Below are 18,522 nucleotides of genomic sequence, written 5' to 3'. Positions count from 1 at the left end.
ACTTCATGCGCATCGCAGTCTGCGGAGGGCCCTACGGAAACCCGTACGCTCTCCAGGCATTCGTCGACGACGCCCGCGCCCGGGGTGCCGAGCGGCTGTTCTGCCTGGGCGACCTCGGCGGCTTCGGCGCCGACATCGATGCCCTGTGGCCGATCCTCACCGACAACGCAGTCGAGTGCGTCGCCGGAAACTACGACGTGGCCATCGCCCGCGGCGACACCGACTGCGGCTGCGGTTACCGCGACCCGAAGGACAATGAGTACGCCCAGCTGATCTACGACCACACGCTCGCCACCCCCCACCGCGACTTCGCCGCCTGGATGGGCACCCTGCCCACCGAACGCCGGGAGACGATCGACGGCGTCGACATCCACATGGTCCACGGCTCGACCCTGGCCCTGAACGACTTCTGGTGGGAGTCGCTGCCCGAGGAGCAGCACCGCCTGCGAGCGGAGGCGTCCGGCGCCGATGTCGTCCTGTGCACCCACAGCGGCCTGCCCTGGCAGCGGCGCATCGGCGACACCCTCGCCGTCAACGTCGGCGTGCTCGGCAAACCCGCCAACGACGGCCGCCGCGAGGTCTGGTACGCGATCCTCGACCTGTCCGACGGGCCGGTCACGGCCGAGCTGATCCCGCTCGCGTACGACTGGCAGGCACAGGCCCGCTCGATGCACGCCGCGGGGCTGCCCGAGATCTTCGCCGAGACCATCGAAACCGGCTGGTGGACCACCTGCCTGGAAATCCTGCCGCCACGCGAGCGCTCCCGCGGCCGTTACCACCTCTACCGCTCCACCCTGCCCTCCGGCTTCCGCCCCGCGAACGACGGCTGGGGCGAGACGACCACCGATGCCCTGGCGGGCGAGCGTCCGGTCGTGCCCCTCTTCGGCACGGCGTACTTCCCGTCCCGACTGTGGATCTACACCAACTTCCACTGCAACCTGGCCTGCGACTACTGCGCCGTCGCCTCCTCCCCGAAGGCCGCGCCCCGCACCCTGCCCACCGACACCTTCCACGCCCTCGTCGATGAGGCCGTACAGGCGGGGTTCACCGAGCTGTACCTCACCGGCGGCGAGCCCTTCCTGCACCCTGACATCGTCGCCCTCCTCGACCACGCCTCCGCCCAGCTGCCCACCGTCGTGATGACCAACGCGATGCTGCTGCGGGGCCGCCGCGCCGCCGACCTCGCGGACCTGGCCGACCGCAAACTCACCGTCCAGACCTCCCTGGACGGCGCCACCGCCCACACCCACGACCTCCACCGCGGCGCCGGCTCCTGGCAGCGCACCCTCGACGGCATCCGCCACCTGATCGACCTCGGCCTGCCCCCGCGCGTCGCCCTCACCGAGACCCCGGAGAACACGCACGAGGTCCCCGCGGTCGCCGAGCTGCTGGCCGGACTCGGCCTGCCCGCCGACCACTTCGCCGTACGCCCGCTGCTGCGGCGCGGCTTCTCCGACACCGGCGTGGAGATCGGCGAGGACTCCAGCATCCCCGAACTGACCGTCACCGCCGACGGCTTGCACTGGCACCCGGCTGGAGCCGACCTCGGCACCAGCCCCGACCTGCACCTCGCACCCGCCGGCACCCCGCTCGCCACGGGTCAACAGCTCGTCACCGAAAGGTTCTTCACCGCCCGCCTCACCGACGGCACCCTGCCCCGCCCCGTCCACTGCGCCATCTGACCTCTCCGGAAGGAAGTCCACCATGCAGCGACACGTCGCGATCCTCGGCGCCGGGCCCGTCGGCCTCGACGCCGCCCTCGCCTGCTCCGACGCCGGATGGCCGTTCACCGTCTACGAGGCAGCGGACACCGTCGCCGCCCACGTACGGGCCTGGGGCCACGTCCGGCTCTTCACCCCGTGGAACCTCAACGTCTCCCACCGGATGAGGGCCCACCTGCCGTACGCCCCGACCGGGGACGACTGCCCCACCGGGACCGAACTGGCCACCCGCCTGCTCGACCCGGTCGCCGCCCTGCCCGCCCTCGAAGGCCGCATCCGCTACCGCACCCGCGTGGCCGCCATCGCCCGCACCGGCCTGCTCAAACACGAGCAGATCGGCACCGGCACCCGCGCCGCCGCCCCCTTCACCCTCCTGCTCGACACCCCCGACGGCGAGGACACCGCGGAGGCCGACCTCGTCCTGGACTGCACCGGCACCTACTCCCACCCCAACACCCTGGGCCCCGGCGGTATCCCCGCCCCCGGCGAACGCGCCCTCGCCGACCACATCACCCGCACCGTCCCGGACACCCGCGACCCTGCCCGCTGGGCCGGAACCGTCCTACTCGTCGGTGCCGGCAAATCCGCCCAGACCGCGGCCCGCGACCTGGCCGCCCTGCCCGGCACCCGCGTCGAGTGGGCGGTGCGCAGCCCGGAACCCGACTGGGGCGCCGTACCCGACGACACTCTGCCCGGCCGTCAGCACCTCGTGGACACCTCCCGCGCCCTCGCCGACGGTGTCAACGACCGCATGACCGTCCACACGGGCGCCCACGTCCAGGCCCTGCACCCCGCCGACGACCAGGTACGCGCCTCTCTTGCCACCGCCGACGGCCCGCGCGAGGTCGTCTGCGACCACGTCGTGGCGCTGACCGGGTATACGGGCGACGCTGCCCTCTATCGGCAGTTGCAGGTCCACGAGTGCTACGCCACCGGCGCCCCCATGAACCTCTCCGCCGCCCTCCTCGGCTCCGCGGGCGGCGACTGCCTCGCCCAGCCGTCCGTCGGCATCGACGCCCTGCGTAACCCCGAACCGCACTTCTTCATCCTGGGCGCCAAGTCCTACGGCCGCCTCAACACCTTCCTGCTGCGCACCGGCTACGAGCAGATCGACCAGCTCGCCGCCGCGTACGCCGAAGAATCAGAGCTTCTACCTGCCGGTACGTAAGCGCGGTCACATACCTTCCCGATGCACTGGTTCTAGCGTCGGCCAGGAAGGAAGACACGCGCAGGCAGAGAGGTCGTACACCATGACAACCACCATGCAAGTATCCCCGAGAGCCGCCGTCATCCCCCTGCATGCCGCCTGGGGCGCCGCGGCTGGTGTCGTGGGCGGCATCGGCATGGGCATCTGGATGTCCGTCTCCCGGCCGATGATGGACACCGCGATGATCACGATGGTCGCTGGACTGCTGGGCTCGACGAACGCCGTCGCGGGCTGGCTCATCCACCTGGCCATCGCCGTCTCCTTCGGCCTGGCCTTCGGCGCACTTCTGGGCAGCTACGCCCAGAAGCTGGTGCCCGCAGCCGTGCTCGGGCTGGGGTTCGGAGTCGTGGCCTGGCTGATCGGAGCGATGTGGATCATGCCCGCGAACATGGGCATGCCGGTCTTCGAGTGGAACGACGTCACCAGCTCCAGCTTCGGCGCTCATCTCGTCTTCGGTCTGCTGCTCGGACTCGCGTTTGCCTTCATCGCCTCGATGATGGGCAAGAAGCGCACAGGGTCGGCCTGAGTATGGGACGCACACCGCCGGAGTCAGCAGGCACCCCGGGCGCGCCTCCGCCCCGGGGTGCTCCACCGGAGGGATCTCTTCCGCCCGCAGGAGCACAGGAGAGCACAGACGTCCCTATCGACGGACAGGTGCCCTATTGTCTGGCTGAGGGGGCCGACGCCCTGGCGGACCCGCCCTGGGGTGCGGCACCACCGCCCTGGGCCCCGGGCCGACGCGAGGACATAGGCCGCATGCGCGAGAATCACCATGACGACGCCGACCGCACGTGGTGCCTGTCCGAGGTGGACATCTTCTGCGACCTGAGCGAGCCGGAGATGGCGGCCATCGCGGAAGCCGCCCCGATGAAGACCTACACAGCAGGCGAGATCCTCTACTCCCCGCCCCAGATGTCCGAGGTGCTGTTCATCCTCAAGCGCGGACGCATCCGCATCTTCCGCGTCTCCGCCGAGGGCCGCGCCCTGACCACGGCGATCATCAACCCCGGCACGATCTTCGGCGAGATGGTACTGCTCGGGCAGCGCATGTACGGCAACTACGCCGAGGCCCTCGACGACGTCACCGTGTGCGTGATGAGCCGCGACGACGTTCACCGGCTGCTGCTCTCGGATCCCAGGATCGCCGCACGGATCACCGCGATCCTCGGCCGCCGTCTCGGCGACCTCGAACAACGCCTGTCCGACACGGTCTTCAAGTCCGTCGCCCAGCGTGTCGCCTGCACCCTGATCACCCTCATCCCCGCGCAGGCACCGTCCCGGACACTGCGCCCCTTGGCCTCACATCCACAGGTCACACTCACCCATGAGCAGGTGGCCGCCCTGGCCGGCACGTCCCGCGAGACGGTCACCAAGGTGCTGCGTGAACTGGCCGACCGGGGCCTGCTGCGGCTGGGTCGGGGCCGCATCACCGTTCTCGATCCGGACCGGCTGCGCGACGAGGGCGGATAGCTCGAAGCCATCGCGGTATGAGGGCATCCGCTGTTCCGCGGGTACCTGCGGGGCAGTCGATGGCTTGCGGAGCGTTGCGAGGACGTAGGCACTGGGAGGTCACCCGCAGGCATGCGCAGCGGCATCGCTCGTCAGCACCTCATCGTTTCCCCCTTCAATCCCGGCATCATCGCGGTGATGCCGGGGCGCGCCGTCGGCCAGGGCAATCGCCTTGGCCTGGCCGTCAACCGGCCCGCGCAGCCCACCCGATAGACCACCAGGTGCCGACCTTGCTCACTCGGCGCAGCAGGACAACCTGTCCACATCGCGCGTGAAAGTCTGCGCGGCGAGCTTGAGGGCCTCGGCCATGGTCAGATACGGCGCCCAGGTGCGCGCCAGCTGGTCGACGGTCATCCCCCCGCTGATCGCGTACGTAGCGGCAGTGACAAGGTCTCCGGCGCCCTCGGCGACAGCATGCACGCCGAGCACGCGGCCGGTGCCCGCCTCGGCGACGATCTTCACCAGACCGCGGATGTCCCGGTCGACCAGCGCCCGGGGCACGTGCGCCAGCGGCAGCGTTCGGCAGTCGCAGTCGATGCCGGCCTCGGCTGCCTGGGCGTCGGTCATACCGACTGAGGCCAGGGCGGGGCTGGTGAACGTGACCCGGGGCAGGGTCGCATAGTCCAGCGACCGCCTCGAACCGTCGAAGGCGGCGTCAGCGACCAACGCGCCCTGCGCAGCGGCCAGATAGACGAACTGGGCCTGGCCGGTGACATCCCCGGCGGCCCAGATCCTCGGATGCGTGGTACGTGACTGCTCGTCCACGACCACCTCGCCCAGCGCACCGCTCTTCACAGCGACCCGCTCAAGATTCAGGCCGGTAGTGACGGGACGACGCCCCGTCGCCATCAGGAGCTGCTCGGCCCGCAGTCCCTCGGCCGTGGTGGCCAGCGCATAGCCGTCCGTGTCGCGTCGGACGACGGTGACCGTGGTGCCGGTGCGGACCGTGATGCCCTCGTCGGCGAAGACGTCCTCAATCGCGGTGGAGACCTCCGGTTCCTCGAACGGGGCGAGCCGTTCCCGCGCCTCGACGATGGTGACCCGCGTGCCGAGCCGGGAGAAGAGCTGGGCCTGCTCCAGACCCACCGCGTTGCCGCCCACCACGACCATGGATTCAGGGAGTCGGCCGAGCTCCATCGCGCTGGTGGAGGTCAGGTACCCGGCCTGCTCCAGCCCTTCCACGGCCGGCACCCACGGGGCGGCGCCCGTGGCGATCAGATAGTGCGTGGCCTCGATCCACGCCTCGTCGCCGTCCTCGGACGCGACGCGCAGGACCGGGCGGTCGGCGTCCCCGCCGAAGGAGGCGCTGCCGCGCATGATCCGCCAGCCGTACCCGTCCGCGAGACCGGTGTACTTCTGGGCCCGCAGCGCCTTGACCAGCGCGTTCTTCCCGCCGATCAGAGCGGGGAAGGCGACCGGAAGGTCCTGGGCGGCCAGGCCGGGGAAATCTCCCGCCACCTGGCCGGTGTGCCGGGCCGCGGCGGCGGCCAGCAGCGCCTTGGAGGGCACACATCCGACGTTGACACAGGTGCCGCCGACGGTGCCGCGCTCGATCACGACCACGCGCTTCCCTTTGCCGGTCGCGGCGATGGCGGCGGCGAAGGCCGCCGACCCGGAACCGATGACCGCCAGGTCGAAACTGGCGTCCGCACCTGCCATGGCGCCGCCCCTCTTCCCGGGCCGTCCCTGCATCGACCCGCCTATTCGCTTACCCGGATAGGTCAAGAGTGCCATACTATTCGGGTAAGCGAATAGTTCACTACGCGAAGGCCCCCCACATGCTCCAGCGCCCCACTCCGGCCCCACCGGCCGCCTCGGCGGGAACCTGCCCGCACACGGACACAGTGGCCACGTTCTTCCGGGCGCTGGCCGATCCCACCCGGCTGAAACTGCTGGAGTTCATACTCGGCGGCGAGCGCACCACCGCCGAGTGCGTCACCCATGCCCAGATCTCCCAGCCCAGGGTGTCGGTCCACCTGTCCTGCCTCACCGACTGCGGCTACGTGACCGCCCGCCGCGACGGCCGCCGGCTGCTCTACTCCGTCGGTGACCCCCGCGTCGCCGACCTGGTCCTCCTCGCCCGCGCGCTGGCCGCCGACAACGCCACCCTGACCTGCTGCCCCCGCATCGACCCGGCCAGCCCTCAAGGAGACGACTCGCGATGACCGACACCGGCAAACCGCCCCGGCCGACCGGTGCACTGGCCGCCGGGGGCGCCGGCCTGGTGATGGTGGCCTGCTGCGCCGGACCGGTTCTGCTGGCCGGCGGTGCGCTCGGCGCCCTCGGCGATCTCCTGCACGACTTCTGGACCATCGCGGCGGCCACCGCCGTGGTGGTCGCCGCGGTCGGCCTGCTCGTCCGCCGCCGTCGCCTGGACCGCGGCGCCTGCTGCCCGCCCCCGTTCAGCCCGGAAGACCAGGAGCCGGCGGAACGTCCAGCTCGGTACGGGCGTAGTGGTTGAAGTAGTTCGTGAACAGGTTCGCCACCACATGCGCGAACGCCTCGGTCAGCTCCACATCACTCCACCCCGCATCCAGACCCCGTTGCCACGTCGCATCGTCCACCTCCCCGACCTCGGACGCGATCTCGCGTACGACGCCGACCAGCGCGGCCAGCTTCGGATCGAAGTCGACCTCGCCGCGGCGGATGGCCACGGTCTGCTCCTCGCTCAGCCCGGCCGCCTTGCCCGCCATCGTGTGGGCGGACTGGCAGTAGTCGCAGTGGTCGACCGCGCCGACCGCCAGCGCGATTGCCTCCCGCGTACGGGCGTCGAAGGTGCCGTGCTCCGCGATCGCGTCGGTCATCGCTGCGTACGCTGCCAGCACCACCGGCGAATGCGCCATCTCCGCATGGATGTTGAGCAGCTTTCCGAAACGCTTCTCCAGCACCCGCAGCGCCTCGCGGCTCTGATCCGGAGCACTGTCGACCGTGTGTACCGGAATCCTGGACATCTGTGTTCCCTCCATCTGCTCACAACGGCCCGGACGGGCCTTACAGAAAGGGAACCCGGCGAAGGCACGGCTGTCTTCCACAACCCGCGCTGTGAAACGGAAGCCCGGCCTCGACCCACCGGGTTTCCGTAACGCCCCCCAGTAAAAGGAGCGCGAGCAGTCATGATGCGAGCGATCTTCAACGGCGTCGTCATCGCCGAAACCCCCCGCACCAAGCGTGTGGAAGGCAACGACTACTTCCCGCCCGACTCCCTCAAACGCGAGTACTTCACCGACAGCCCGACCAAGTCGCTGTGCCCGTGGAAGGGCGTCGCCCGCTACTATTCCGTGTCCGTCGACGGCGTCACCAGCCCGGACGCCGCCTGGTACTACCCGCACCCCAGCCCACTCGCCCGCCGCATCAAGAACCACGTTGCCTTCTGGAACGGCGTCACCATCGAAGGAACCCGAGAGAAGAAGCCGACGGCTCAGAGCCGCTGACCTCCTGCGTGTTACTGATTTTGTCGTCGCCACTGCCGCGGTCGCGATCCGGCTCGCGGCGCGGCGTATCCGGCCTGCCGACCGTACTGCCGGTCACGATCGATCCTGCGGGTCGGGGGCGAGGGTAACGGCCAACCAGGGCGCCGCCTCTTCGCGGTAACTGTGTCCGACTGGGGCCACTCCGGCGGCGCGGTCGAGGCTGAAGATCGTCACCATGATCATGTCCGGGACTGTTGATCTCCCTGCCGCAACATAGCGGCGGATCCCCGGATACCGAAACCGGGGATCCGCCGAATACTTGCAGTTCCACCGCCACGCCCTGACCGCCCGTCGAAAGGCAGCAAAGCGACGATCAGCACCTCACCTGTGAATTTCACCTGACCCTATCGAACACTGCCCTGTCACACCGCGGACAGGGGAAGTCAGACCGCCACGAGCCGGACCCGACCGCCGCAGAGCTTGACCATGTCGTCGATATCGGAGGTCAACATGACCACGGGGCGGTGCTGGCGCAGCGCTGCCTCAGCGACCGCCGCATCGATCGCGTACTTGTGCCCGTGCAAACCTGCTCCCATCAGCAGCTTCGAGGCCGCTCTCGCCTCCTCGTCGCCCACCGGGACGACCCGCAGACCGGAGAGCACCCAGTTCAGGCGGGACTTGTTCGTACGCGAGTGGACGGCCTCGATGATGGTGAGCGCACTGATCACGACCTCCATGCCGCGCGAGCGCGCCTCGGCGATCAGAGCCACCACCTGCTCGTCGTCGGCGAGTAGCTTCGAGAGCCCTTCACTGTCAAGGATCAGCGTCCCCTCGTGACTCAGCCTGCGGCGGGCCACTCGGCCTCCTCGGCGAACACCTCGTCGAAGACCTGGCGTGCCCGCTGCCGGGCCTGCTCAGAGACCGGCCCCTTGCGGCTCTCGTAGTCGGCCAAGTACTCGTCAAGGACCTGACCACGCAGCTCACGCTCGACCGCCTCAGCGATGAACGCCGAGAACTCCCGCTTACCCACCCGCGCCCGGATCGCCTCCGCGGTCCCCTCCGGCAGCGACAGGCTCACCCGCGTCGCCGGCCCTTCCCCGATGCTGTACGTCGTCTCGGCCATACCCCGATTGTGTCAAACGAGTAGGAAAAGTGCCACGGTGCGGCCCTGCATGTAGGCCCACAGCCGCGAAGAAGGCGTGTGGACGGATCCACCCTCGCCAGCCCCCCGCATCGGGCAGCGCAACGCCCGAAACCCAGCACGGGCGTTCCATCCCATCCCAGCACGATCCCAGCACGGTAGGGATGAGCAGGGGTGATGACAGGTGACGAGGGGTCAGCTATCCCAGCACCATCCCAGCACGGGAAAAAACCAAGGGCCCGACTCCGAAGAGTCGGGCCCTCTCTGACCTGGGCGTTTGCCAGATCAGCGACGTGGTGATACTTCAGCGGCTACACGTTGAAGCGGAATTCGACGACGTCACCGTCCTGCATGACGTAGTCCTTGCCCTCCATGCGGGCCTTGCCCTTGGCGCGGACGTCGGCGACGGAGCCGGCGTCGACGAGGTCTTCGAAGGAGATGACCTCGGCCTTGATGAAGCCGCGCTGGAAGTCGGTGTGGATGACGCCGGCGGCCTCCGGGGCGGTGGCGCCCTCGGGGATCGTCCAGGCGCGGGATTCCTTGGGGCCTGCGGTGAGGTAGGTCTGCAGACCGAGGGTGCGGAAGCCGACGGTGGCGAGGGTGGCGAGGCCGGGCTCTTCCTGGCCGACGGACTGGAGGAGTTCGAGGGCTTCGGCGTCGTCGTCGAGCTCGACGAGGTCCGACTCCAGCTTGGCGTTGAGGAAGATCGCCTCGGCGGGAGCGACCAGGGCGCGCTGTTCGTCCTTGAACGCCTCGTCCGTGAGCTCGTCCTCGTCGACGTTGAAGACGTAGAGGAACGGCTTGGTGGTCAGCAGGTGCAGCTCGTGCAGCGGCTCGGCGGCCTCGGTGCCCTGGGCGATGCCGGCGGAGAAGAGCGTACGGCCCTCCTCCAGCAGGGCCTTCGCCTCCTGGACGGCCTTGACCTGCGGCAGCTTGTCCTTCTTGATCCGCGATTCCCTCTCCAGGCGCGGCAGGACCTTCTCGATGGTCTGGAGGTCGGCGAGGATCAGCTCGGTGTTGATCGTCTCGATGTCGTCCTTGGGCGAGACCTTGCCGTCGACGTGGACGACGTTCTCGTCCTGGAAGGCGCGGATGACCTGGCAGATGGCGTCCGACTCGCGGATGTTGGCGAGGAACTTGTTGCCCAGGCCCTCGCCCTCGCTGGCGCCGCGCACGATGCCTGCGATGTCGACGAAGTCGACGGTGGCCGGGAGCACCTTCTCGGAACCGAAGATCTCGGCGAGCTTGTCCAGCCTCGGGTCGGGTACGCCGACGACACCGACGTTGGGCTCGATGGTGGCGAACGGGTAGTTGGCCGCGAGCACGTCGTTCTTGGTCAGGGCGTTGAACAGGGTCGACTTGCCGACGTTGGGCAGACCGACGATTCCGATCGTGAGCGACACGTGACGAACTTCCCGTAGCGAGGCGGTTGGGTGCGGCGGCCCCGCGCACGGGAACCAGTCCACCAGTCTACGGCTGCCCCGCGGCAGCCGTGGACGGGTGGACTGGTTCCCGTGCGCGGGGCTGTTCGCCTCGCTGCTGCTCGACGACTCGATGACGTTCTACGGCGTCTGGGCTCACTCCTGCGTTGCTCCACCGCACCAACGTAGAACCGCCCGTCCGCCACCCCGCCCGGACACGCCCGCCCGCCCCGGCAACCGACGTCGTCGACGACGTCGGTTGCCGGGGCGGGCGGGCGTGTCCGGGCGGGGTGGCGGACGGGCGGTTCTACGTTGGTGCGGTGGAGCAACGCAGGAGTGAGCCCAGACGCCGGACGGCAGAGCGGCAGGCGGCGCACCGGGCCGCCGTGGAGCCCGGGACAGGGCAGCCCGGAAGGCCGAACGCCGGGCGGGGTGTGCCCGTTGAACGTCCCAGCCGAACGCCGGCATCCGAGGACCGGCGGCCGGAGAAGCCCGGCGTCGGGGAGCCGTGGGGCAGACAGCCCGGCGGCGGGAAGCCCCGGGGCCGGACGGCGGTGTCGGCGAACGGCGGCGGCCGGGCCGGAGGGCTGCCGGCGCTGCTGACACGGATGCCCCGGCCGCGGTTGACCGCGCTCGGCGGCGGGCTGCTCGCCGTGGTGGTGATGCTGTGCGCGGGGCTGTTCGCCTCGCTGCTGCTCGACGACTCGATGACGTTCTACGGCGTCTGCTTCGTCGTGCTGTGCGCGGCCTGCGCGCTGGGGGTACGGGTGGCGGAGGCGCTGACCGCGCCGGTCGCCGTACCGATCGCCTTCACCTTCGGGCTGATTCCGATCACCGGCGAGGACGGGGTCGGCGCCTGGTTCGTAGCGCTGGCGTCGACGCTGGCGGTCAACGCCGGTTGGCTGTACGGCGGGACGCTGGTCGCGGTGGCGATCGTGCTGGTGCGGCGCGGCCTGTACGCGGCGGGACGGCGGCGAAGCCGGTCGGCCGCCCGTACGCGCTGACGCACGGCCGACCGACCTGCTCCCGCCTGGCCGCGCCGAAAGGTCGGCCCGGGCACCGCGCCGAAGCGGTGCGCGCGGGCCGCCGGGGTCAGGATGCGGCGGAGTCCGCTGCGGCGGCCTTCACCTCCGCGCGCAGGTCGCGACGCAGCTCCTTGGGCAGCGAGAACTGGATGTGCTCCTCCACCGGCTGCACCACCTCCACATCCGACCATCCACGCTCGGCCAGCCACTGGATGACGCCCTCCACGAGCACGTCGGGGACGGAGGCGCCGGAGGAGAGGCCGACGGTGGTGACGCCCTCCAGCCAGGCTTCGTCCAGCTCGCTCGCGTTGTCGACGAGGTGGCCGGCCTTGGCTCCGTGGACCAGGGCGGTCTCGACCAGACGCACGGAGTTGGAGGAGTTCTTGGAGCCGACGATCAGCACCAGGTCGGACTGTGCCGCGACCTGCTTGATGGCGGTCTGGCGGTTCTGGGTGGCGTAGCAGATGTCGTCGCTGGGGGGCGAGATGAGCTGGGGGAACTTCTCCTTCAGCGCATCGACGGTCTCCATCGTCTCGTCCACCGACAGGGTGGTCTGGGAGAGCCAGACGACCTTGGAGGGGTCCTTGACCTCGACGCTCCCGACGTCCTTGGGGCCGTCGACGAGAGTGATGTGCTCGGGCGCCTCACCACTGGTGCCGATGACCTCCTCGTGGCCCTCGTGGCCGATGAGCAGGATGTCGTAGTCGTCCTTGGCGAACCGGACCGCTTCCTTGTGGACCTTGGTGACCAGCGGGCAGGTGGCGTCGATGGTGGCCAACTGCCCCCGCTTCGCCTCGTCGTGGACGACCGGAGCGACGCCGTGGGCGGAGAAGATCACGATCTCGCCGGGCGGCACCTCGGCGGTCTCCTCGACGAAGATGGCGCCCTTCTTGCGGAGGGTCTCCACGACGTACTTGTTGTGGACGATCTCGTGGCGGACGTAGATGGGGGCGCCGTACTGCTCCAGGGCCTGCTCCACGGCTATGACCGCGCGGTCGACGCCGGCGCAGTAGCCGCGCGGAGCGGCGAGGAGGACTCTCCTGCCCCCGCCGGACTCGCTCTCCCCGCGAACGGTCTCTGCGGGGGCACTCTCCTCGCGTGCGGTGCGCTCGGGCGCGAGGTCTGCACTGTCGGTGGCGGCGGTCGACGGGCGGGACGCAGAAGTCATGCGCCCATCGTAAAGCTCATCGGCGTCGTGTCGGAGGGCGCACTTGTTCGGGGGACGGCGCGCGGAGGGCGTGCGCCCACCCCGGCCCCGGAGGCTCCCCGCGGGAGCGGAAGCGGAGACTCCCCCGTCCGGGCTCGTCGCGCAGGAGCCGCGGGTTCGTCGCGCGCGAGCGCAGACGCCGCACGGGCTCGTCGCGGGGAAGGCCGCGGAAGGCTGAGGAAGGCTGAGGAAGGCTGAGGAAGGCCGCCACGGTCGCTGCGGGCCGCGCGCGGACGAGCGGGTGGGAGAGGGCCGAGGGGATTGTCAGTGGGGGCGACTAGCCTCGCGGTCATGGCAATGCAGACGTCTCCCGAATCGCCGATTCCGGTCGGCGAGGTGTCGCGGCTAATCGGCGGCTGGATCGACCGCCTCGGCCCGGTGTGGGTGGAGGGGCAGATCGCCCAGCTCAGCCGTCGGCCGGGCGCGGGCGTGGTGTTCATGACCCTGCGCGACCCCTCGCACGAGATCTCGCTCACCGTGACGTGCTACCGCCAGGTCTTCGACCAGGTCGCGGACGTGGTGAGCGAGGGCGCGCGGATCGTGGTGCACGGAAAGCCCTCCTGGTACGCCGCGCGCGGTCAGCTGTCGCTGAGGGCGGCCGAGATACGTCCGGTCGGCATGGGCGAACTGCTGGTGCGGCTGGAGCAGTTGAAGCGCAAGCTCACCTCCGAGGGCCTCTTCGAGGCACGCCACAAGCGCCCGCTGCCGTTCCTTCCGCGCCGGGTGGGGCTGGTGACCGGTCGCGCCTCCGCCGCCGAGCGGGATGTGCTGGAGACGGCGCGGCACCGCTGGCCGGCGGTCCGGTTCACCGTCCGCAACGTCGCCGTCCAGGGGGTGCGGGCGGTGCCGCAGGTGGTGGCGGCGGTCCGGGAGTTGGACACCGACCGCGAGGTGGATGTGATCGTGGTCGCGCGCGGCGGCGGCAGCGTGGAGGACCTGCTGCCGTTCTCGGACGAGGAGTTGGTGCGCGCGGTGGCCGCCTGTCGTACGCCGGTGGTCTCCGCGATCGGCCACGAGCCGGACAATCCGCTGCTCGATCTGGTCGCCGATCTGCGCTCGCGCACCCCGACCCACGCCGCCAAGGACGTGGTTCCCGACGTCGGCGAGGAGCACGAGCGGGTGGCGCAGTTGCGCGGGCGCGCACAGCGCTGTGTGACGGGTTACCTGGCGCAGCAGGAGCGCGGGCTCTCGGACTGGATGAGCAGACCGTCCATGACGTATCCGCACCGGTTGCTGGAGAGCAGAGAGGACGAGGTGGCGGAGCTGGCCGGCCGCGGGCGCCGCACCTTCGGTCATGCGCTGGACCGGGCGGAGGCCGATCTGGAGCACACCAGGGCCAGGGTCGTGGCCCTCTCCCCCGCGGCCACGCTGCGCAGGGGTTACGCGGTGCTCCAGCGCGAGAGCGGAGAGGCGGTGCGCGCGAGCGGCGAGGTGGCTCCCGGCGAGCAGTTGCGCGCCCGGGTCGCCGAGGGCGAGTTCAGGGTGACAGTCCGGGAGTGAGCAGGTTCCGGGGTGAGCAGGTTCCGGGGTGAGCAGGTTTTCCCGGGACGCAGTGAGCGCTGCGGGCAGCGGTCGCGGTGAGGGGCGGTGGTCGCGCGGAAGGAGCGGTCGCGGTGGGTCCGGAGAGAGTTCTGGCGAGATCTAGGGTGGAGACATGACGGAGACGGAGCCCACGGGGCCCGCCGCTGCGGCGGGTGGACCGGAGCCGGCCGAGGAGCCGGCGCTCAGTTACGAGCAGGCGCGGGACGAGCTGGTCGAGGTGGTACGGCGGCTGGAGGCCGGCGGGGCGACCCTGGAGGAGTCCCTGGCGCTGTGGGAGCGCGGTGAGCAACTCGCCGGCGTCTGCCGGGAGTTCCTCGCCGGCGCGCGGGCACGTCTGGACGCGGCGCTCGCCGAGCCCGAGCCCGCCGAAGAGGCCGCAGGCCCCGAGGGAGCGGCGAGAGCTGGCGGAGAGCAGGGCGGCGCGTAGCCGGGAGCGGGCCGGCTCCACCGAGTGGCGAGACGCCTCCCTCGGTTCGTCGGTGGCCCTTGGCGGTCTCGTGCGCGCGGCAGCGGCCCGTACCGCCGAGGTGGCCCTGTGGACGCTGTGGCGCATCACACTGCGGGAGCGCGAGCCGGGCTCGTGGATCTTCCGTAGGCTGGTAGTTCAATTCCGAACTACTTGGATGGGACGACCGATGGCTCTTGCTCTCGACGACGCCGCGCAGAACCTGCTCTTCCGCGAGGCCCACACCGCGCAGACGTTCGCCGACACTCCCGTCAGCGACGAGCAGATCCACGCTGTGTACGACCTGATCAAGCTGGCGCCCACGGCGTTCAACCTCTCACCGCTGCGGCTCACCCTCGTCCGCACCCCCGAGGCTCGCGAGCGCCTGGTCCAGCACATGTCCGAGGGCAACAAGCAGAAGACCCGCACCGCACCGCTGACCGCGATCCTCTCGACCGACCTGGACTTCCACGAGCGGCTGCCGGAGCTCTTCCCGGCCGTTCCGGGGCTCAAGGACTCGCTCTTCGCCGAGTTGGAGACCCGTGAGCAGCACGGGCGGTTCAACGCCGCACTCCAGGCGGGCTACTTCCTGCTCGGCGTACGTGCCGCCGGCCTGGCCGCGGGCCCGATGACCGGACTCGACGCAGGCTCCGTCGACAAGGAGTTCTTCGGCGACGGCAAGCAGCGCACGCTGCTGGTGGTGAACATCGGCCTGCCCGGCGAGGACGCCTTCCGTCCCCGCGCCCCGAGGCTGGCAGCCGCGGAAGCCGTCACGACCGTCTGAGGTTCAGGAACGACGGCGGGTCCGGGCGCCCGGCGCACGGGCCCCGGTAGGTGCAGGCAGAGCGGGAGCGGGCGGGGCCGGAGCGGGCGGATGCCACGAGCCCGGCCCGGCGCCTTCGCCCGTCGCGCTACGGGCCCTGCCCGCCGGGACCCGGCGTGGCGTGGGCGCCACAGCACGGGACCGGCGGTGATCAGTTGCCGGCGGTCTGCGGGGGCTCCAGCGAGGCGGCCAGCTTCTTCAGCGAGGCGTACGAAGCGGTGCCGGTGACGACCGTGGTGACCCCGCCGTCCTGCTGCGAACCGCCGGAGAAGTTGGCGCGGTCCGGTGCGTCGGGGTCGCGCTGGAGCACCAGGGCGTTGTACTTCTCCCCCTTGTAGCGCACCCACTCCTCGCCGTTGACGGTCTCCGTCGTCTCCGTCTCGCTCGCGCCGCGGGTGACCTCGTGCACGAACTTCCGCTCGTCACCGTTGCCCTGTTCGACGGCCGCGTACTCGTCGGAGGGGTTCATGAAGCCCAGGTGCCAGACCGAACCGTGGTCGCTGTTGGCCTTGTAACTGACCGAGGTGGCACGCCACTTGTCGCTGAGCCCTTCGGGCGAGAGCAGCTCGTACGGTGCCGCGCGGCCCGCGGTGGCGAGCTCGGCCTCGTAGGTGATCTCGTAAACCGGGTCCTGGCTCTCGTCGTTGGGAAGCGTGGAGTAGAGCAGGAGCGCGCCGAGGCCGATGACGGCCATCGACAGCACCATGTCGCGTACGGACTTCAGGCCCTTCTTCTCGGGCCCGGACGTGGAGTGATCAGGCCCGGATTCGACCTGCTCGGGCCCTGGGGCGGACCGGTCGGCCCCAGCCGTTCCGGCGGCCTCGGCCGAGCCGGAGTCCGGAGCCGCCCCGTCGCCGCCACCGGCTGCCGGAGCGGTCGCCGCCCGGTCGTCGGCCGCCGCCTCGGGCGTGGCGTCCTCGCCGGCCGTACGGGTCGTACCGGTTTCGTCGGTGCTGTCGCGCTGCTCTCCCACAGCCCCATCATCGCCCACCCGCCACCTGGCCTCGTACACGGGGGCCCGAGGTCCGCCGCGACCGCTCATCCGAGGGGTCCACTGCTCACTTTGTCGACGTGCCGATAAGGTCGGAAGCACCCTCAACCCTCAACTGTCCGTGCCGCGGCTCCCAGCGGACGTGCAGAAAGGTGTCTCCAGATGACCGAGAACCACCACCTTCCGTCCCAGCTCGAGGTGAGTCCCGAGGCTCCGGACCGCAACCTCGCACTGGAGCTCGTACGTGTCACCGAGGCCGGTGCGATGGCGTCCGGCCGCTGGGTGGGGCGCGGCGACAAGAACGGCGCCGACGGTGCAGCCGTCAAGGCCATGCGGGCGCTCGTCTCCACCGTCTCGATGAACGGCGTCGTCGTCATCGGCGAGGGCGAGAAGGACGAGGCGCCGATGCTCTACAACGGCGAGCGGGTCGGCGACGGTACGGGCGCCGAGTGCGATGTGGCGGTCGACCCGGTGGACGGCACGACGCTGACGGCCAAGGGCATGGGCAACGCCGTATCCGTCCTGGCGGTGGCCGAACGCGGTGCGATGTTCGACCCCTCGGCGGTCTACTACATGGACAAGCTCGTCACCGGTCCGGAGGCTGCCGAGTACGTCGACATCAACGCGCCCGCCTCGGTGAACGTCCGCAGGGTCGCCAAGGCCAAGGGCACCGCGCCCGAGGACGTCACCGTCGTCATCCTGGACCGGCCGCGGCACGAGGGCATCGTCAAGGAGGTCCGGGAGGCCGGCGCCCGGATCAAGTTCATCACCGACGGCGACGTGGCGGGCGCGATCATGGCTGTTCGCGAGGGCACCGGCGTGGACCTGCTGCTGGGCGTGGGCGGTACGCCCGAGGGCATCATCTCGGCCTGTGCCATCAAGTGCCTGGGCGGCGTGATCCAGGGCAAGCTCTGGCCGAAGGACGACGAGGAGCGGCAGAAGGCCCTCGACGCGGGCCACGACCTGGACCTGGTACTGACCACCACCGACCTGGTGCGCGGCGACAACGTCTTCTTCGTCGCCACCGGCATCACGGACGGCGATCTGCTGCGCGGTGTGCACTACCGCTCGGAGCGGGCCTACACCCAGTCGCTGGTGATGCGCTCGAAGTCCGGCACCATCCGGCAGATCGAGTCGACCCACAAGCTGGAGAAGCTGCGCGCCTACAGCGCGGTGGACTTCGACCGGGCGCGCTGAGCGCACACCCCGCTGCGGGCGCGCACAGCGCACGGAGCCGGCACATCAGGACAGCGGTGCAACCGGGGCGTACGACGCGACCCTGTGCCGGGCAGGCCCGTCCCTCACAAGGGGCGGGCTTCGCGTCTTCCCGACCTCGCGACTCACGCGCTCAGCAAGCCCCGGGCGAGCAGCTCGCACAACGAACCCGTCACCCCCGGCCCTGCCGACCGAACGCTCCAAACGCCCGCCCCGGAAAGCCCGAGCCCGCGCGAGGCCGGCCCGACCCCACAGCCCCGCCGGCCTGTCGGGCGGCGCCCGAACCACGGACAGCCCGGAGACGCAGGCACCACCCGGAACATCACCGGTCAGCCGCAAGCCGCTCCCGCGCGGCCCGCAGCCGCGCACCTCAGGCTATGCGCCGGCCGGCCGCCGGTGTGGTGTCGCGGCGACGGCGCCGGGCGAGAACCACGCGGCGCTCCGCGGCGGTCAACCCGCCCCAGACGCCGTACGGCTCGGGCTGGAGCAGCGCGTGCTCCCGGCAGTCGGCGAGCACCGGACAGCCGGCGCACACCTGCTTGGCCGCCTGCTCGCGGCTGAGCCGGGAAGCCGTGGGCTCTTTGGAGGGCGCGAAGAAGAGGCCGACCTCGTCCCTGCGGCACGCGGCGTCGGCGTGCCAGGGATCGTCGGGACTGCTCGCTCGCTGCTGTGCGGCGGAGCGCTGCTGGGGTACGACAGCGGCCTGGAGGTGCTGATGCGGCGATCGCAGCACGGTCTACTCCCTGACTACGGCGATGGAGTCTCAGCTGTTCGGTCCGACCTGGTGCCCTCAACCGCCCCCGCGCGCACGGAAGTTCACCGGAGGCAGTGCAAGGAGGCGATGCACCAGCTCTACCCGCTGTGC

At 70.5% G+C, this 18,522-nt stretch carries 22 protein-coding genes; 13 read left to right on the top strand and 9 right to left on the bottom strand.

Going from position 1 to position 18,522, the window contains the following annotated elements; all coding sequences use genetic code 11:
- Positions 1–5 precede the first annotated feature (5 nt).
- The 5 genes from JGS22_RS16415 to JGS22_RS16395 all read left to right on the top strand — a co-directional run bounded on the left by JGS22_RS16415 (position 6) and on the right by JGS22_RS16395 (position 4,650).
- Positions 6–1,682 (top strand): radical SAM protein, encoded by a 1,677-nt coding sequence (locus JGS22_RS16415; protein ID WP_211039792.1) that lies wholly within the window; start codon positions 6–8, stop codon positions 1,680–1,682.
- Positions 1,683–1,704: 22 nt separating this feature from the next.
- The gene (locus tag JGS22_RS16410) at positions 1,705–2,889 is read left to right on the top strand and encodes an NAD(P)-binding domain-containing protein (RefSeq protein WP_124274482.1); all 1,185 of its coding nucleotides are present in this window, start codon (positions 1,705–1,707) and stop codon (positions 2,887–2,889) included.
- 82 nt (positions 2,890–2,971) lie between these two features.
- Positions 2,972–3,454 (top strand): hypothetical protein, encoded by a 483-nt coding sequence (locus tag JGS22_RS16405; protein WP_211042556.1) that lies wholly within the window; start codon positions 2,972–2,974, stop codon positions 3,452–3,454.
- 230 nt (positions 3,455–3,684) lie between these two features.
- Positions 3,685–4,398 carry a Crp/Fnr family transcriptional regulator gene (locus JGS22_RS16400; RefSeq protein WP_236073173.1) on the top strand — a complete coding sequence of 238 codons (714 nt, stop codon included), beginning with the start codon at positions 3,685–3,687 and terminating at the stop codon, positions 4,396–4,398.
- 111 nt (positions 4,399–4,509) lie between these two features.
- On the top strand, positions 4,510–4,650 hold the full coding sequence (locus tag JGS22_RS16395; RefSeq protein ID WP_164493619.1) for a hypothetical protein: 141 nt from the start codon (positions 4,510–4,512) through the stop codon (positions 4,648–4,650).
- Positions 4,651–4,671: 21 nt separating this feature from the next.
- Here JGS22_RS16395 and merA read toward each other — a convergent pair whose 3' ends face one another.
- Positions 4,672–6,096 carry a mercury(II) reductase gene (merA, locus tag JGS22_RS16390; RefSeq protein WP_211042557.1) on the bottom strand — a complete coding sequence of 475 codons (1,425 nt, stop codon included), beginning with the start codon at positions 6,094–6,096 and terminating at the stop codon, positions 4,672–4,674.
- Positions 6,097–6,281: 185 nt separating this feature from the next.
- On the opposite strand from merA, the gene JGS22_RS16385 reads away from it, so the two are divergent.
- The gene (locus tag JGS22_RS16385) at positions 6,282–6,602 is read left to right on the top strand and encodes an ArsR/SmtB family transcription factor (RefSeq protein WP_308405703.1); all 321 of its coding nucleotides are present in this window, start codon (positions 6,282–6,284) and stop codon (positions 6,600–6,602) included.
- Positions 6,599–6,898, top strand: a complete 300-nt coding sequence (gene merT, locus JGS22_RS16380; protein ID WP_124274477.1) for a mercuric ion transporter MerT — start codon at positions 6,599–6,601, stop codon at positions 6,896–6,898. Before JGS22_RS16385 ends, merT begins: the two co-directional genes overlap by 4 nt.
- On the opposite strand, the gene JGS22_RS16375 is transcribed toward merT, so the two are convergent.
- A complete protein-coding gene (locus JGS22_RS16375) occupies positions 6,840–7,388 on the bottom strand; it encodes a carboxymuconolactone decarboxylase family protein (protein ID WP_056704904.1) in 549 nt (182 codons plus the stop codon). The genes merT and JGS22_RS16375 overlap by 59 nt on opposite strands.
- A 162-nt stretch (positions 7,389–7,550) precedes the next feature.
- Here JGS22_RS16375 and JGS22_RS16370 point away from each other — a divergent pair, with 162 nt between their 5' ends.
- Positions 7,551–7,868 carry a DUF427 domain-containing protein gene (locus JGS22_RS16370; RefSeq protein ID WP_124274476.1) on the top strand — a complete coding sequence of 106 codons (318 nt, stop codon included), beginning with the start codon at positions 7,551–7,553 and terminating at the stop codon, positions 7,866–7,868.
- A gap of 93 nt (positions 7,869–7,961) precedes the next feature.
- Here the strand turns inward: JGS22_RS16370 and JGS22_RS26835 are convergent, their stop codons facing one another.
- The 4 genes from JGS22_RS26835 to ychF all read right to left on the bottom strand — a co-directional run bounded on the left by JGS22_RS26835 (position 7,962) and on the right by ychF (position 10,391).
- Positions 7,962–8,090, bottom strand: a complete 129-nt coding sequence (locus JGS22_RS26835) for a hypothetical protein (protein ID WP_258039573.1) — start codon at positions 8,088–8,090, stop codon at positions 7,962–7,964.
- A 200-nt stretch (positions 8,091–8,290) separates the two neighbouring features.
- Positions 8,291–8,704, bottom strand: a complete 414-nt coding sequence (locus JGS22_RS16365; protein ID WP_124274475.1) for a PIN domain-containing protein — start codon at positions 8,702–8,704, stop codon at positions 8,291–8,293.
- Positions 8,686–8,970: a hypothetical protein gene (locus tag JGS22_RS16360; protein WP_103541406.1), complete on the bottom strand. Its 285-nt coding sequence runs from the start codon at positions 8,968–8,970 to the stop codon at positions 8,686–8,688. Before JGS22_RS16360 ends, JGS22_RS16365 begins: the two co-directional genes overlap by 19 nt.
- A 329-nt stretch (positions 8,971–9,299) precedes the next feature.
- Positions 9,300–10,391 carry a redox-regulated ATPase YchF gene (gene ychF / locus JGS22_RS16355; RefSeq protein WP_211042558.1) on the bottom strand — a complete coding sequence of 364 codons (1,092 nt, stop codon included), beginning with the start codon at positions 10,389–10,391 and terminating at the stop codon, positions 9,300–9,302.
- A gap of 572 nt (positions 10,392–10,963) precedes the next feature.
- Here ychF and JGS22_RS16350 point away from each other — a divergent pair.
- Positions 10,964–11,413, top strand: coding sequence for a DUF6542 domain-containing protein (locus JGS22_RS16350; RefSeq protein WP_216815018.1), 450 nt, complete (start codon positions 10,964–10,966; stop codon positions 11,411–11,413).
- Between the two features lie 88 nt (positions 11,414–11,501).
- Here JGS22_RS16350 and JGS22_RS16345 read toward each other — a convergent pair whose 3' ends face one another.
- Positions 11,502–12,602, bottom strand: a complete 1,101-nt coding sequence (locus JGS22_RS16345) for a 4-hydroxy-3-methylbut-2-enyl diphosphate reductase (RefSeq protein WP_211040844.1) — start codon at positions 12,600–12,602, stop codon at positions 11,502–11,504.
- Between the two features lie 330 nt (positions 12,603–12,932).
- Here JGS22_RS16345 and xseA point away from each other — a divergent pair, with 330 nt between their 5' ends.
- The 3 genes from xseA (at position 12,933) to JGS22_RS16330 (ending at position 15,412) form a co-directional block, all read left to right on the top strand.
- The gene (gene xseA, locus JGS22_RS16340; RefSeq protein ID WP_211040843.1) at positions 12,933–14,141 is read left to right on the top strand and encodes an exodeoxyribonuclease VII large subunit; all 1,209 of its coding nucleotides are present in this window, start codon (positions 12,933–12,935) and stop codon (positions 14,139–14,141) included.
- Between the two features lie 154 nt (positions 14,142–14,295).
- Positions 14,296–14,610, top strand: coding sequence for an exodeoxyribonuclease VII small subunit (locus JGS22_RS16335; protein ID WP_211040842.1), 315 nt, complete (start codon positions 14,296–14,298; stop codon positions 14,608–14,610).
- 208 nt (positions 14,611–14,818) lie between these two features.
- Complete coding sequence (locus JGS22_RS16330) at positions 14,819–15,412, top strand: malonic semialdehyde reductase (RefSeq protein ID WP_211040841.1); 594 nt, start codon at positions 14,819–14,821, stop codon at positions 15,410–15,412.
- Positions 15,413–15,602: 190 nt separating this feature from the next.
- On the opposite strand, the gene JGS22_RS26830 is transcribed toward JGS22_RS16330, so the two are convergent.
- Positions 15,603–16,424, bottom strand: coding sequence for a DUF4245 domain-containing protein (locus JGS22_RS26830; RefSeq protein WP_308405702.1), 822 nt, complete (start codon positions 16,422–16,424; stop codon positions 15,603–15,605).
- A 180-nt stretch (positions 16,425–16,604) separates the two neighbouring features.
- Between JGS22_RS26830 and glpX the strand changes: the two genes are divergently transcribed.
- Positions 16,605–17,639 carry a class II fructose-bisphosphatase gene (gene glpX, locus JGS22_RS16320; RefSeq protein ID WP_211040839.1) on the top strand — a complete coding sequence of 345 codons (1,035 nt, stop codon included), beginning with the start codon at positions 16,605–16,607 and terminating at the stop codon, positions 17,637–17,639.
- Between the two features lie 388 nt (positions 17,640–18,027).
- Here the strand turns inward: glpX and JGS22_RS16315 are convergent, their stop codons facing one another.
- Positions 18,028–18,390, bottom strand: a complete 363-nt coding sequence (locus JGS22_RS16315; protein ID WP_211040838.1) for a WhiB family transcriptional regulator — start codon at positions 18,388–18,390, stop codon at positions 18,028–18,030.
- Positions 18,391–18,522: the final 132 nt, after the last annotated feature.

The sequence above is a fragment of the Streptomyces tardus genome, assembly GCF_018101125.2.
In the GTDB taxonomy this organism is placed as follows: Bacteria; Actinomycetota; Actinomycetes; order Streptomycetales; family Streptomycetaceae; genus Streptomyces; species Streptomyces tardus.
The sequence above is the reverse complement of the archived record's forward strand: the minus strand, read 5'-3'. Positions and strand labels throughout refer to the sequence as shown.

Excerpts from the sequence above, each read along its gene's own strand:
- JGS22_RS16360 (WP_103541406.1), bottom strand. The coding sequence starts at position 8,970 with ATGGCCGAGACGACGTACAGCATCGGGGAAGGGCCGGCGACGCGGGTG.
- glpX (WP_211040839.1), top strand. The coding sequence starts at position 16,605 with ATGACCGAGAACCACCACCTTCCGTCCCAGCTCGAGGTGAGTCCCGAG.
- JGS22_RS16330 (WP_211040841.1), top strand. The coding sequence starts at position 14,819 with ATGGCTCTTGCTCTCGACGACGCCGCGCAGAACCTGCTCTTCCGCGAG.
- merA (WP_211042557.1), bottom strand. The coding sequence starts at position 6,096 with ATGGCAGGTGCGGACGCCAGTTTCGACCTGGCGGTCATCGGTTCCGGG.
- merT (WP_124274477.1), top strand. The coding sequence starts at position 6,599 with ATGACCGACACCGGCAAACCGCCCCGGCCGACCGGTGCACTGGCCGCC.
- JGS22_RS16400 (WP_236073173.1), top strand. The coding sequence starts at position 3,685 with ATGCGCGAGAATCACCATGACGACGCCGACCGCACGTGGTGCCTGTCC.
- JGS22_RS16335 (WP_211040842.1), top strand. The coding sequence starts at position 14,296 with ATGACGGAGACGGAGCCCACGGGGCCCGCCGCTGCGGCGGGTGGACCG.
- JGS22_RS16410 (WP_124274482.1), top strand. The coding sequence starts at position 1,705 with ATGCAGCGACACGTCGCGATCCTCGGCGCCGGGCCCGTCGGCCTCGAC.
- JGS22_RS16345 (WP_211040844.1), bottom strand. The coding sequence starts at position 12,602 with ATGACTTCTGCGTCCCGCCCGTCGACCGCCGCCACCGACAGTGCAGAC.
- JGS22_RS16395 (WP_164493619.1), top strand. The coding sequence starts at position 4,510 with ATGCGCAGCGGCATCGCTCGTCAGCACCTCATCGTTTCCCCCTTCAAT.
- JGS22_RS16415 (WP_211039792.1), top strand. The coding sequence starts at position 6 with ATGCGCATCGCAGTCTGCGGAGGGCCCTACGGAAACCCGTACGCTCTC.
- JGS22_RS16370 (WP_124274476.1), top strand. The coding sequence starts at position 7,551 with ATGATGCGAGCGATCTTCAACGGCGTCGTCATCGCCGAAACCCCCCGC.
- xseA (WP_211040843.1), top strand. The coding sequence starts at position 12,933 with ATGGCAATGCAGACGTCTCCCGAATCGCCGATTCCGGTCGGCGAGGTG.
- JGS22_RS16375 (WP_056704904.1), bottom strand. The coding sequence starts at position 7,388 with ATGTCCAGGATTCCGGTACACACGGTCGACAGTGCTCCGGATCAGAGC.
- JGS22_RS26835 (WP_258039573.1), bottom strand. The coding sequence starts at position 8,090 with ATGATCATGGTGACGATCTTCAGCCTCGACCGCGCCGCCGGAGTGGCC.
- JGS22_RS16405 (WP_211042556.1), top strand. The coding sequence starts at position 2,972 with ATGACAACCACCATGCAAGTATCCCCGAGAGCCGCCGTCATCCCCCTG.